The organism is Pseudomonas sp. LBUM1678, from assembly GCF_059695575.1.
In genome coordinates, this window is sequence record NZ_CP166775.1 from 217,110 (window position 1) to 229,624 (window position 12,515).

Below are 12,515 nucleotides of genomic sequence, written 5' to 3' on the forward strand. Positions count from 1 at the left end.
GAGGTGTTCCTGAGAAATTTTGCGACCGGGGAAATAGAGTTGAACTCAGGTTTTGAAAAGCTTGAAGATCTGCTCCCTTCCCCCTCGCCCCTTTGGGGCGGTCCGACGTTTCGGGAGGGTTGGGGTGAGGGGTGGATCTCATTGACACACCCCCACAATCACGCCCGACGCCAAACACTCGCCAACCAAGGCTGCTGCTCCCGCGGCAGCCCCGCCGGCCGGTAGTAATGCTCCAGCTCCACAAACCCCGCCTCCGTCAGCAATTGCTGCCACGCCGCAAGATCGTGATACGCCCCATACCGCGGCCCATTCCACCCCTCCTGATTCTCCCCGCGCGGATTGGAACTGAACAACACACCACCCGGCTTCAACGCCCCGTGCAATTCTTTCAACACCCGAGGCAATTCCTGGCGCGGGATATGAAACAGCACCGCGTTGGCAAAAATCCCGTCAAAGCGTTCACTCGGCAGATCCAGCTTCAGAAAGTCCTGCTGCCACACCTCACAACCACTGTCCTCACGCGCCATCTGCGCAAACTTCTCTGACCCATCGAGCCCGACAGCCGTGTGGCCCATGCGCGTGAACGTCTGCAAATCACGGCCCGGCCCACAGCCGAAATCGAGAATGTCGAACGGCGCCTCGCCCTGGATATGCCGCAGCAGGGCGTCGATGTTCTGGCTGACATCATGATCGCGAGTGCCCTCGCGGAAACCTTCGGCCACCGAGTTGTAATGGCCCAGGGTGGTGGAGGTGATCTGCTTGAGGTCGTCGGGGGTTTGTTTCATGGTCGGCTGCGCAGGCAATTGGGGTTTGCCGAATATACGCCATGAGCCTAGAGGTTGGGGGCCAACATGGATGGCGGCTGCACACAGGTTAGTAGGCCGGTCAATAGGAGAAACCGGTGCACCCGAGAGTGCCCTGTGTACAGCCACCAAAACTTTAACTCTGCTTCATGCCCAGGCAGTCAATGGAACGATCAACCATGGCTTTGGCAATCTCCAGCAAATGCCAGACAGAAAACACCATGGCTCTGTCCGCCCCTTTCAGGTGATCGCCGCATTGATACGCCGTGACCGAAGCGCAACGCAGCAGGTCTGCGACATAGAGTTGGGTGTCTTCAAAGCTCACGTCTTCACTGACGTTGTAGAACCGCAGTTCATCGGGTGCCGAAGGCTGTTCTCCGGTGAGGTAGAAATCGATCGCACGATAAAGAGCGGAACGGTCTCTTGGCGGGTCGCCGGCAGGCTTGCCTTCGGTGGGCGTTTCGGGAGGTGGATCGGGGACAGATCTTTTCATTGGTAAAACTCCTAGAGCTAATTGGAGCCAACCGATATCGCGACTAAACGAACAGGGGTGGCGGCTGCACGCAGGTTAGTCGACCGGCCTCCAGGCAATACCGGCGCACCCGAGGGTGCCCTACGCACAGCCACCATAAATTTCAGGCAATGAAAACACCTGGAATGAGGTGGCGCTATGCGCCTAGAAAGATCCGGGCGACTAAACCCGATCACTGATGAGTAGTGACGGACCGAGACTAGCCACCGGAATGGGCAGGCGCAAGCGAGCGGAATGATCTAGGAAATGTCCTGCAAATGAAAGGGATCAGGCCTGTAGGCACACTGATTTTCCTGTGGGAAATGTTCCCCTTTAGCGAGGGGGATTGTCCTGCTGCCAGTCAGTTAAGCCGCGCTGCAATTTTGTAGCAGCTGGCGAAGCCTGCGTTCGGTTCGGGCCGCGTTCGGACGAAGCAGTCGTAAATCCTGCCTGCACGGTCTTCCTGAAACACCGCGGACTCTGATTTCACGACTGCTTCGTCCGAACGCGGCCCGAACCGAACGCAGGCTTCGCCAGCTGCTACAAGGTGTGCGTCGCGGCTGCCATCTCGGTTAGCGCTTGTTGAGCCCGCGAGCCAACCGATCCCCGCCAAGTTGAATAATTGCCACCAACACCACCAGCAACACAATCACCGTCAACATGATCTGGCTATCAAAACGCTGATACCCGTACCGATACGCAATGTCCCCCAACCCGCCCGCGCCAATCGCGCCGGCCATGGCCGATGAGTTGATCATGGTCACCAGCGTAATCGTGAAACCACCGACAATCCCCGGCAGCGCCTCAGGCAATAGCACGTGCCAGACGATGTGCCAGCGCCGGCAACCCATCGCTTGCGCCGCTTCGATCAACCCATGATCCACCTCGCGCAAGCTGACTTCGGCAATGCGCGCAAAGAACGGCGTGGCCGCAATCGTCAGCGGCACCACGGCGGCCCAGACACCGTAAGTGGTGCCGACGATCAACCGGGTAAACGGAATCAGCGCCACCATCAGAATCAAGAACGGAATCGAGCGGAACAGGTTCACGAAAGCGCCCAATGCGCGGTTCAGCGCCGGTGCTTGGTAGATGCCGCCCTTGGCGCTGGTGACCAGAATCACCGCCAACGGAATACCCGCCAGCAGCGCAATCAACGACGACACGCCGACCATCAAGAACGTGTCGATGAAGCCTTGCAGCAAGCGATCAAACCACATAACCCAGCACCTCCGACTGTTGCGCCCAGTGGCCGGCGCGCTGACGCAATTCTTCAGCGCCGAGAGACGAGCCGGTTACCGCCAGCAGCAATTGCCCCAGCGCGTGGCCCTGAATCCGTTCCACGCCACCTTGCAGCAAGCGCACGCGGCCACCGAGGGCACTGAACAGCGCCGCCAGATCCGGTTCGTCCGTGGCGCTGCCGGTGAATTGCAGACGCAGCACCACCGCGGCATCCGAGGACTGTGGTTGCGGGCGCAAGCGGCTTTGCAGTTCTTCCGGCAGAGCGTGTTGCAGCGGCGCGAGCAAGGTCTTGCTGACCTCATGCTGCGGGTTGCCGAACACCTCCCACACCGGCCCTTGCTCGACAATCTGTCCGTGTTCCAGCACCACGACCCGATCACAGATATCGCGGATCACCGCCATCTCGTGGGTGATCAGCACAATGGTTAAACCCAGGCGCTGATTGATCTCGCGCAGCAGGCCGAGAATCGATTGCGTGGTTTCCGGGTCCAGCGCCGAAGTGGCTTCGTCGCACAGCAGAATTTCCGGGTCGTGCACTAGGGCGCGGGCGATGCCGACGCGTTGTTTCTGCCCGCCGGACAGCTGCGCCGGATAGGCCTTGTGCTTGCCTTGCAGGCCCACCAGGTCCAGCAGTTCGCGGACTTTCTGTTCGCGTTTTTCCTTGGGCACACCGGCGACTTTCAGCGGCAACTCGACGTTCTGCCAAACCGTCTTGGCCGACATCAGGTTGAAGTGCTGGAAGATCATGCCGATCCGTCGGCGCAGCGCGACCAGGCGGTCTTCATCGAACTCGCCGATGTCCACTTGATCGATCAGCACCCGGCCGGTGCTCGGTTGCTCCAGGCGGTTGATGGTGCGGATCAGCGACGACTTGCCGGCGCCGCTGCGACCGATGATGCCGAACACCTCACCGCGCTGGATCGCCAGGTCGATGCCGTGCAGCGCCGCCACCGGACCTTGTTGGCCGGTGTAAGTTTTGCCCAGGCCAATGAAGCGCACGTGAGCACGGTTAAGAGCTGGATGCAGTTCAGTGTGTATCGCGTTGTGGGGCTCTGGAACTTCCAGTCGCAGTTGGGTGGCGGCCGTCATCCTCAGCTTTCCCAGCCAGCTTGATAGAGCTTGCCGTGGGCCTTATCCAGGGCGGCACGAACGGCCGGCGAGTGCTGATAGATATCGACGAATTTGATCAGGCGCGGGTCGGTTTTGCTTTTCGGCTGGATCACGAACTGGATCACGTATTCCTTGTGATCGAGGCCGTCGAACAGCAGGGCGGAACCGGCATCGAAGGTCTTCGACAGACGAATGTAGGCGGGGTAGCCCTGGACCAGATCGGCGTCGTCATAGGCGCGCACCAGTTGCACGGCTTCCACCTGGAGGATTTTGATTTTCTTCGGGTTGGCGATGATGTCTTCTTCGGTGGCCTTGTAGCCGACACCCGGTTTGAGGGTGATCAGCCCGGCCTTGGCCAGCAGTTGCAGGCCACGACCGCTGTTGATCGGGTCGTTGGCAATCGCGACGCTGGCGCCTTGCGGCAACTCGTCGAAGCTTTTGTATTTCTTCGAGTAGAGGCCGACGTTGTTGATGATCCCCGGCGCGAACGGCACAAGGTCAAAACCGGCGGCGGCTTTGGCATTTTCCAGGAACGGGACGTGCTGGAAGTAGTTCACATCAATGTCGCCGGCCGCGAGGCTGACGTTGGGGGCGATCCAGTCGCTGAACTCCACCAGGTCGACTTGCAGGCCTTGTTTTTTCGCTTCCTCGACGGCGGCTTCCAGCGGGATCGCGAAGGCGGCGGTGGTGCCGACTTTCAACGGCGCGTCGGCGGCGAAAGTGATGGAACTGAAGAGGCCGAGGGCCAGGGCCAGTGCTTTGACTGGGTGGGAGAGGTGGGTCTTTTTCATGGTGGGTTTTCCAGTCAGTGCATAAATTTGGGGTGTTTGGGCGGGCCTCTTCGCGGGCAAGCCTCGCTCCTACAGGTTCAGCGTCGTACCGGACATTTGCGAACGACCAATACCTGTAGGAGCGAGGCTTGCCCGCGAAGCTTTTAGCGGCGAAACGCGGAGCCTGTGTGTTGCTCAGGCAAATGCGCTTCACCGTGGAACAGCTTTTCCCGCAGGCTGCCGTGGTCATAAGCCGTCTTGTACGACCCACGCCGCTGCAACTCCGGGATCACCAGCTCAATGAAATCCACATAGCTTTCCGGCGTGACAATCCGTGTCAGGTTGAAGCCATCCAGCCCGGTTTCGGCGATCCACGATTCGAGTTCGTCCGCCACTTGTTCAGGTGAACCCACCACCGTGATGTAGCGGCCGCCGAGCGCGTGCTGCTCGAGTAATTTGCGTCGGGTCCAGTCGTTGTTTTGCAGGTTTTTGGTTGCCGACTGGATCGCGTTGCTTTTCACGTACTGGATCGGTTCGTCGATCTCGTATTCGGAGAAATCGATCCCGGTCGACGCCGAAAAATGAGCCACGCCTGCTTCAGCGCTGGCGTAACTGAGGTATTCGGCATGCTTGGCCCAGGCCAGCTCTTCAGTGGCGCCGACAATCACGTTCAAGCCCATGAACACCTTGATGTCCTCGGGATTACGCCCGGCTTCGACAGCGCTGGCGCGAACCTTGTCCACCTGAACCTTGGTCGACGGTTTGTTCTGCCCGCTGATGAATACGCATTCGGCATGACGCCCGGCGAACAGCAAACCGCGATCCGAACTGCCGGCCTGGAACAGCACCGGCGTGCGCTGCGGCGACGGCTCGCAGAGGTGATAACCCTCGACCTGATAGAACTCGCCTTTGTGCTCGACCTTGTGCACTTTCTCTGGCTGGGCGTAGATCCGTTGCTGCGGATCGTTGAGCACCGCGCCGTTTTCCCAGCTGCCTTCCCAGAGTTTGTAGAGCACTTCGAGGTATTCATCGGCCTGGTCGTAGCGCCGGTCGTGTTCGACCTGTTCACTCAGGCCCATGGCTTTGGCGGCGCTGTCGAGGTAGCCGGTGACGATGTTCCAGCCGACCCGGCCGCGGCTCAGGTGATCAAGCGTGGACATGCGGCGGGCGAACAGATACGGCGGCTCGTACGTCAGGTTGGCGGTGAGGCCGAAACCGAGGTTTTTCGTCACCGCCGCCATGGCCGAAACCAGCAACAGCGGGTCGTTGACCGGCAGCTGGATCGACTCTTTCAGCGGTACGTCGACGGAGTTTTGGTAAACGTCATAAACCCCGACGATGTCAGCGATGAACAGACCATCGAACAATCCGCGCTCCAGCAACTGCGCCAGTTCGGTCCAGTATTCGATGGTTTTGTATTGGGTGGAGTTGTCCCGTGGATGCGTCCACAGGCCATGGTTGATGTGCCCGATGCAGTTCATGTTGAACGCGTTGAGCAGGATCTTCTTTTTGGCCTCGGCCATCAGATGGTCCCTCGCAACGGAGGGTTTTCATCGTTGAGGTAGTAATTGCCGACGGCGTGATACTTCCAGCGTACCGGGTCATGCAGCGTATGCACCCGAGCGTTGCGCCAGTGGCGATCGAGGCCATGTTCGATCAGCGTCGCCTGGCTGCCGGCCAGTTCAAACAGCGTGCTGCCGGCGGCGAGGGAAATTTCGGTGCTGATGGCGCGGGCTTCGGCGACGGCAATCGAGGCGGCGGCGACAGTCTCGGCATTGGTATTGGCCTGGGCCTTATCGAGGAATTCGCCGGAGCGTTCCAGCAAGGCTTCGGCAGCGTGCAGGCGAATGCTCAGGTGGCCGAAACTCTTGATGGTCAGCGGGTCGTCAGTGGCTTTGTCATGGGTGGCGTCGATCCATGGCCGGGTTTTGGTGCGCACGAAATGCAACGCGTCTTCATAAGCGGCGCGGGCGATGCCGGTGTCGATGGCGGCGTGAAGAATCTGCGCCAACGGGCCGACAGTGGTCGGGCGCTCGAAGGCACTTTGAAACGGGATGATGTCTTCGGCGGCGACGTAGACGTCTTCGAACACCACCGAACCGCTGCCAGTGGTGCGCTGGCCGAAACCGCTCCAGTCATCGATGACCGTCAGGCCTTTGCTGTTGTGAGGGACGAACGCCAGTTGCTGCACGCCGTTTTCATCCACGACCGAGGTCGGAATGCGTTGCGCATAGATCGCGCCGGTCGCGTAGAACTTGCGACCGTTGATGCGATAGCCGTTGCGCTCTCCATGCAAATCAGGGGTCAGGCTGGTGACGCGGTCGTGGGCGGTTTTGGTGCCCAGTTCCGCCAAGGCATTGCCGAAGCGTTGGCCGCCGAGCACTTCGGTGTACAGGCGTTTTTTCTGCTCTTCGCTGCCGTTCACGCGCAGCACTTCGAGGGCATAGAAATGGTTCTGCGGGATCTGTCCAAGCGAGCCGTCAGCCTGGGCAATCAAGGCGATCACCTTGGCCAGGGTGACGTTGGAAACGCCAGCGCCGCCGTACTCTTTGGGCACGCTGATGCCCCAAAGACCCGAGCGGGAAAACACTTCCAGCTCCGGGTGCGGCAAGCGGCGTTCGCGGTCGCGCAGGGCGCTGTCGCGTTTGAAATCTTCGGCCAGATCGGTGGCGACGATCAGGGCTTGCTCATCGCTGGTTATGACCGCGACGTGGTGAGAAAGAGTCATGTGTTTCTCCAGAGATCTGGTCGTTAAATCCAGGAGTGGCGAGCGGGCAAAGCGCCGTTCAAGTGATAGGTTCCGACGGCGTGGTATTTCCAGCGCACCGGATCGTGCAGGGTGTGCACGCGGGCGTTGCGCCAATGGCGGTCGAGGTTGAATTCGGCGAGGGTCGCGCGGCTGCCGGCCAGTTCGAAGAGCTTTTCGCTGGCGAGCAGCGAAATTTCGGTGGTCAGCACTTTGGCTTCCGCCACGGCAATTGAGGCGCGCGCGGCGGACTCGGCCGTGAGTGGCGCGGCGTTGACCTGGTCGAGCACTTGCCCGGCCTTGCGCAGCAGCGCCTCGGCAGCGTGCAGTTCGATTTTCAACTTGCCGATGTCGGCAATGACGTAGAGGTCATCGCTGGCCCGTTCGACCTTGGCGTCGATCCACGGCCGGGCGCGGGTTTTCACGAACTCGATGGCGTCATCGATGGCGCCGCGAGCGATGCCGGCGTCGATGGCCGCTTGAATCAGTTGCGACACGGCGCCCTGGATGTTCGGGCTGTCGTTGATCTTCCAGTTGTCCACCACCAGCTCGGCGTCGACTCGCACGTTGTTGAGCAAAATGGTGCCGCTGGCGGTGGTGCGCTGACCGAAGCCCGACCAGTCATCAACGATGCGCAGGCCCGGTGTGCCCCGGCGGACGAAGGCCAGTACTTGCTTGCCATCGTCGTTCAGCGCCTTGACCGCCACCCAATGGGCGAACAGTGCCCCGGTGGAGTAAAACTTCTGCCCGCTGATGACAAAGCCGTCACCGTCAGCGGTGATTCGTGCCTTGAGTTCAAGGGTGTTTTTGGTGCCGCGTTCCGGCCCGGCATTGCCGATCCGCCAACCTTCGAGCACGCTTTTGAACAGCTGTTTTTTCTGCGATTCCGTGGCACTGCCGAGCACCAGATTGAGGATGCCGAACTGGTTCTGCGGGATCTGTCCCAGTGCCGGGTCCGCCGCGGAAATGATCGCGAAGACCTCGGCCAGGGTGACGAACGAAACCTGCGGGCCACCGTACTCGCGCGGGATGGCAATGCTGCCTAATCCGCTGCGGGTGAACAGTTCGATTTCCGACCACGGCAACTTGCGCTGCCGGTCACGTTTGGCTGCTTGCAGGCGGGCAACTTGCGCCAGCTCATGGGCGGCCTTGATGGCTTGTGCGTCGTTGCGCAAGACCTGCGCGGGCAACAACAACGGGGCGATGTCCAGATCACTCTGAACGATTGCATCTGCCAGACTGGACATCAGTGCCGCTCCTTGGCTGCACGCAATGCCCTGGCGATCTGCACTGGGGTGATTGTGTTCCGGACCATACCTACCTCACATCTCATGGAGTCGCCGCGATGGATGCGGCGAACGAAAATCAAGAATGTCCGGTGGTCCGGTGCATATACCCTAAGCGTGTATAAAAAATTAATAAACTAACTTTTAGGAATATACATAGAAGGCCGTCTGTTCGTATGGCAACACTTGTTTACGCCGCAACACTTGCTCTTGTAGCCGCTGGCGAAGCCCTGTGGGAGTGAGCCTGCTCGCGATAGCGTCGCTTCAGCCGACTCCATTGTTGGCTGATGTTCAGCTATCGCGAGCAGGCTCACTCCCACAGGGACGGCGGTGTTTTCACTTCTTGCGCGGTTCGGCGGCCATGAGCAGCTCCTTCGGCCGAACCTTCAGGTACGGATTGTTGCAACCGATCTTCAGCCTGCGCGGCGGTGCCCAGCCGGAGTTGTTGCCCACTCGATCGAGGATGCAGTAAGTCACTTCCAGCCGTAGGTCTTCGCCGGCCTCGAGAATGATCGCCGGCGGCACCCAGACCTGAATCGGCTGGCCCACCTCGCCAGCCTTGAGCGGCGGCAGGTCCATGCGCACATCACCCCAGCGCAGGGTGATTTCATCGTCGACGGCCATGTTCTGGTAAGGCTCGATGGTCAACGGCACGCCCCGCTTGATCTGGTTCGGATTGACCCCCTGACGGCGAATGGTTTCGGGGATGCCCACCGGTGCCAGGTGCTCGTTTTCGTGACCGCACAACGTGAGCGGCTGGCCGCCCGGGCAATCGAGCTTGATCTGTACCCGGGTGGCGAGGGACAGCGCCGGCCCTTGCCCGACCTGCATGACGCGGTAGTGGATGCAGGAGGCGCCATTGACGATGAAGCTTTGCGGCACACGCAGGCTGACGACTTCGCCGACATCATCGGCCGTGAGCACGCGCGAGGCGACGTAGCAGTTGTCCCAGAACAGTTCGATGAGGTCGCCTTCGTCCATGCCGGGGTAGGGCGCCACGTCGATCAGCAGATGGGCCGCCGACGTGACATTGATGCCGGTCTTGTGAGATTGCGCCAGGGTAGGGGCCGCAAGTCCGGATTTATTCGAGGTGCTTGTCATGGGTTTCTCCTTGAAGCCTTGCAGCGAAGTCCGTTTCTGAAAGATCAAAAGGCGTGAATTACCGAGCAACAAAGTTGATCACTATTTGCAAGTTTAAATAATGACTTGGAACGATGGCTGACGCCTGCTGGCGACTAGATAAGAGTGCGCTTGAATAGGTGTCAATAGAACTGGCTAGTTATGTAGTGTATTCAGTGTTATTCAGAAAAATCCTACGCTTTGAAGTTAATAAACCACAACGCTCTGTCGAATTTGGCCGCGTATTTATCGATTTTCATGGGTGGGTGGCGGCGACCGTGTGCTCGGTGAGGGCGGTGGATTTGGTAAATTTTAAGCGAGGTAAATCTGTTGCAGGACATATATATGTACCGCACGCGGCGGTAGAAAATAATCCATTGTTCGAATAAGCGAGGAGAGAGTATTGGGAGGTTTTTGTAGCGGGGATAGTTGCCACTTCCATCCATGGAAGTTAACAAGTAATGAAGCGATATTAGTGGTTGGCGTTATTCAGGAACTTGCTAAGGAACTGTTTCGTGCGCTCTTCTTTCGGGTTGGCAAACAGCGCCTTGGCTTCGCCTTGCTCGACGATCACACCTTTGTCGAAAAACACCACACGGTTGGCCACGTCCCGGGCAAAGCCCATTTCGTGGGTGACGATGACCATGGTGCGCTTCTCTTCAGCCAGGCTGCGGATGGTCGCCAGCACTTCACCCACCAGCTCCGGATCGAGCGCCGAAGTGGGCTCATCGAACAGGATCACTTCCGGTTCCATCGCCAGCGCACGGGCAATCGCCACACGCTGTTGCTGACCACCGGAAAGGCGTCGCGGGTAAGCGTCTTCCTTGCCCGCCAGGCCAACCCTGGCCAAGAGCTTTTTCCCCAGGGCCACGGCGTCGGCGTGCGGGATCTTCTTCACGATGATCGGGCCTTCGATGACGTTTTCCAGGGCAGTGCGATGGGGGAACAGGTTGAAGCTCTGGAACACGAAGCCGACGTGCTGGCGCAAGCGCCGCACCAGGCTCTGCTGCTGGTTCAACGGGCGGCTGCCATCGATCTCGATGTCACCGACCTTGATCCGGCCGCTGGTGGGTTCTTCCAGAAAATTCAGGCACCGCAGGAAGGTGGTTTTACCCGAACCGCTAGGCCCGATGATCGCCACCACCTCGCCTTCCTTCACTTCCAGATCGATGCCGTTGAGCACGACTTGACCCTTGAACTGCTTTGTCAGTTTTTCCACGACAATCATTGGGTCAGGACTCCTGATCGTGCCGATTGACCCGCTCTTCCAACTTGTTCTGCAGGTGCGAGAGCACCGTGGCCAGAATCCAGTAGATCAGCGCGGCGGCAAGGTACATGGTGAACACTTCGAAGGTGCGTGCTGTGATCAGCTGCGCCTGGCGGAACAGCTCCGGCACCTGGATGGTGGCGGCCAGCGCGGTGTCCTTGACCAGCGAAATGAAGCTGTTGCCCAGCGGCGGCAATGCGGTGCGCATCGCTTGCGGGATGATGGCCCGGCGCAGGGTCTGCGCACGGGTCATGCCAATGCTGGCGGCAGCTTCCCACTGACCGCGCTCGATGGAGCTGATCGCGGAACGCAGGATTTCACAGGCGTAAGCGGCCATGTTCAGCGAGAAGCCGATCAGGGCCGCCGGCAGCGGATCGAGTTCCATGCCCAATTGCGGCAAGCCGTAATAGATCACGAACAGTTGCACCAGCAACGGCGTGCCGCGAAAGAACGACACGTAGATGCGGGCGATCCAGCTCACCAGTTTGAAGCGCGACAGGCGCATCAGTGCCAGGCCGAAGCCCAGCATGAGGCCGAAGAACATCCCGCCCAGGCTCAAGATGACCGTGTAGTAGGCCCCCTTGAGCAGGAAGGGCAGGGAGTCCAGTGCGAGTTGGAAAGCTTCTTCCATTATTGAGTGACGTCAGCGCTGAAGTATTTTTCCGAAAGCTTTTTCAGCGTACCGTCGGCACGCAGCTTGTCGATGGCTTTGTTCACCGCAGCCAGCAACTCAGGCTCGCCTTTGCGCAGGGCAATACCGGCTTCCTGACGGGAGAACGCTTCGCCGGCGGCGGTAGTGTCCTTGGCCTTTTTAGCGTATTCGAGCGCGGCGAGGCGATCGATCAGAATGGCGTCGATGCGGCCGACACGCAGATCCTGGAACTTGGTCGGATCATCGTCATAGGTCTTGATAATGGCTTTAGGCTGATTGTCCTTGAGCCACTGCTCGTAGTTGGTGCCCAGGCCTACACCGACTTTTTTGCCGGCCAGATCGGCGGCAGACTTGATGTTCAGCTCCGCAGCCTTCTTGGTCAGCACCAGCGCCTGAATCCCGGAAACGGTGTACGGCTCGGAGAAGTCATACTTCTTCTTGCGCTCTTCGGAGATGGTCACCTGGTTGATCACCGCGTCCAGACGTTTGGATTCCAGCGCCGCGAGGATGCCGTCCCATTTGGTCGGTTGCAGTTTGACCTTCACGCCCAGCTCTTTGGCCAGGGCTTCGGAGAACTCGACTTCGAAACCGGCCAGTTTGCCGTCGGCGTCGACGAAGCTGAAGGGTGGGTAAGTGCCTTCCAGACCGACGTTGATCACGCCTGCGTCCTTGATTTTTTGCAGCTGCTCACCGGCAACCGCTTGCCCCAGCAGACCGGCGCTCAGCGCCAGGCCCAGCGAACCGACCAGCAGATTTCGACGTAGTGCGGAAAAATTCATGACAAGCCCCTGTGTTTTCTTATGAAGACGCTTTTAGGAATGTTGGCAAAATCGGGATTTGGACGACTGCAATATCCTGCCCTAAAGCAGCGTATGCGTCTCGCTGCAAATTCGCCTGCGGCGTGACTATATGATGGCGCTTTTAGATAGGAAAATACTAAATATTGTTTTTGTTATTCTTTAATTGAATATGAGATTCACGCGATCCCCTGTGGCGAGGGAGCTTGCTCCCG

At 59.3% G+C, this 12,515-nt stretch carries 12 protein-coding genes; all 12 read right to left on the reverse strand.

Features of this window, described 5'->3' with window-relative positions; genetic code table 11:
- Nucleotides 1–158: 158 nt before the first annotated feature.
- Complete coding sequence (locus tag ACA070_RS00970; RefSeq protein ID WP_497449700.1) at nt 159–785, reverse strand: class I SAM-dependent methyltransferase; 627 nt, start codon at nt 783–785, stop codon at nt 159–161.
- A gap of 154 nt (nt 786–939) precedes the next feature.
- On the reverse strand, nt 940–1,296 hold the full coding sequence (locus tag ACA070_RS00975; RefSeq protein WP_497449701.1) for a DUF6124 family protein: 357 nt from the start codon (nt 1,294–1,296) through the stop codon (nt 940–942).
- Between the two features lie 590 nt (nt 1,297–1,886).
- Entirely contained in the window at nt 1,887–2,531 is a 645-nt protein-coding gene (locus tag ACA070_RS00980) for a methionine ABC transporter permease (RefSeq protein WP_266019329.1), read from the reverse strand.
- Nucleotides 2,521–3,642, reverse strand: a complete 1,122-nt coding sequence (locus ACA070_RS00985; protein ID WP_497449702.1) for a methionine ABC transporter ATP-binding protein — start codon at nt 3,640–3,642, stop codon at nt 2,521–2,523. The genes ACA070_RS00980 and ACA070_RS00985 overlap by 11 nt, the downstream gene beginning before the upstream one ends.
- Nucleotides 3,643–3,644: 2 nt before the next feature.
- The gene (locus ACA070_RS00990) at nt 3,645–4,454 is read right to left on the reverse strand and encodes a MetQ/NlpA family ABC transporter substrate-binding protein (protein WP_131060547.1); all 810 of its coding nucleotides are present in this window, start codon (nt 4,452–4,454) and stop codon (nt 3,645–3,647) included.
- Nucleotides 4,455–4,597: 143 nt separating this feature from the next.
- Nucleotides 4,598–5,956 (reverse strand): LLM class flavin-dependent oxidoreductase, encoded by a 1,359-nt coding sequence (locus ACA070_RS00995; RefSeq protein ID WP_497449703.1) that lies wholly within the window; start codon nt 5,954–5,956, stop codon nt 4,598–4,600.
- Complete coding sequence (locus tag ACA070_RS01000; protein ID WP_497449704.1) at nt 5,956–7,161, reverse strand: SfnB family sulfur acquisition oxidoreductase; 1,206 nt, start codon at nt 7,159–7,161, stop codon at nt 5,956–5,958. Before ACA070_RS01000 ends, ACA070_RS00995 begins: the two co-directional genes overlap by 1 nt.
- 23 nt (nt 7,162–7,184) lie before the next feature.
- A complete protein-coding gene (locus ACA070_RS01005) occupies nt 7,185–8,426 on the reverse strand; it encodes an SfnB family sulfur acquisition oxidoreductase (RefSeq protein ID WP_497449705.1) in 1,242 nt (413 codons plus the stop codon).
- A gap of 375 nt (nt 8,427–8,801) precedes the next feature.
- On the reverse strand, nt 8,802–9,566 hold the full coding sequence (locus ACA070_RS01010; RefSeq protein ID WP_497449706.1) for a hypothetical protein: 765 nt from the start codon (nt 9,564–9,566) through the stop codon (nt 8,802–8,804).
- 490 nt (nt 9,567–10,056) lie between these two features.
- Nucleotides 10,057–10,812, reverse strand: a complete 756-nt coding sequence (gene tcyN, locus ACA070_RS01015; RefSeq protein ID WP_497449707.1) for an L-cystine ABC transporter ATP-binding protein TcyN — start codon at nt 10,810–10,812, stop codon at nt 10,057–10,059.
- Nucleotides 10,813–10,816: 4 nt separating this feature from the next.
- Nucleotides 10,817–11,482, reverse strand: coding sequence for a cystine ABC transporter permease (gene tcyL / locus ACA070_RS01020; protein ID WP_010464804.1), 666 nt, complete (start codon nt 11,480–11,482; stop codon nt 10,817–10,819).
- Nucleotides 11,482–12,282, reverse strand: coding sequence for a cystine ABC transporter substrate-binding protein (tcyJ, locus tag ACA070_RS01025; RefSeq protein ID WP_010464802.1), 801 nt, complete (start codon nt 12,280–12,282; stop codon nt 11,482–11,484). Before tcyJ ends, tcyL begins: the two co-directional genes overlap by 1 nt.
- Between the last annotated feature and the right edge of the window lie 233 nt (nt 12,283–12,515).

Excerpts from the sequence above, each read along its gene's own strand:
- ACA070_RS00970 (WP_497449700.1), bottom strand. The coding sequence starts at position 785 with ATGAAACAAACCCCCGACGACCTCAAGCAGATCACCTCCACCACCCTG.
- ACA070_RS00975 (WP_497449701.1), bottom strand. The coding sequence starts at position 1,296 with ATGAAAAGATCTGTCCCCGATCCACCTCCCGAAACGCCCACCGAAGGC.
- ACA070_RS00980 (WP_266019329.1), bottom strand. The coding sequence starts at position 2,531 with ATGTGGTTTGATCGCTTGCTGCAAGGCTTCATCGACACGTTCTTGATG.
- ACA070_RS00985 (WP_497449702.1), bottom strand. The coding sequence starts at position 3,642 with ATGACGGCCGCCACCCAACTGCGACTGGAAGTTCCAGAGCCCCACAAC.
- ACA070_RS00990 (WP_131060547.1), bottom strand. The coding sequence starts at position 4,454 with ATGAAAAAGACCCACCTCTCCCACCCAGTCAAAGCACTGGCCCTGGCC.
- ACA070_RS00995 (WP_497449703.1), bottom strand. The coding sequence starts at position 5,956 with ATGGCCGAGGCCAAAAAGAAGATCCTGCTCAACGCGTTCAACATGAAC.
- ACA070_RS01000 (WP_497449704.1), bottom strand. The coding sequence starts at position 7,161 with ATGACTCTTTCTCACCACGTCGCGGTCATAACCAGCGATGAGCAAGCC.
- ACA070_RS01005 (WP_497449705.1), bottom strand. The coding sequence starts at position 8,426 with ATGTCCAGTCTGGCAGATGCAATCGTTCAGAGTGATCTGGACATCGCC.
- ACA070_RS01010 (WP_497449706.1), bottom strand. The coding sequence starts at position 9,566 with ATGACAAGCACCTCGAATAAATCCGGACTTGCGGCCCCTACCCTGGCG.
- tcyN (WP_497449707.1), bottom strand. The coding sequence starts at position 10,812 with ATGATTGTCGTGGAAAAACTGACAAAGCAGTTCAAGGGTCAAGTCGTG.
- tcyL (WP_010464804.1), bottom strand. The coding sequence starts at position 11,482 with ATGGAAGAAGCTTTCCAACTCGCACTGGACTCCCTGCCCTTCCTGCTC.
- tcyJ (WP_010464802.1), bottom strand. The coding sequence starts at position 12,282 with ATGAATTTTTCCGCACTACGTCGAAATCTGCTGGTCGGTTCGCTGGGC.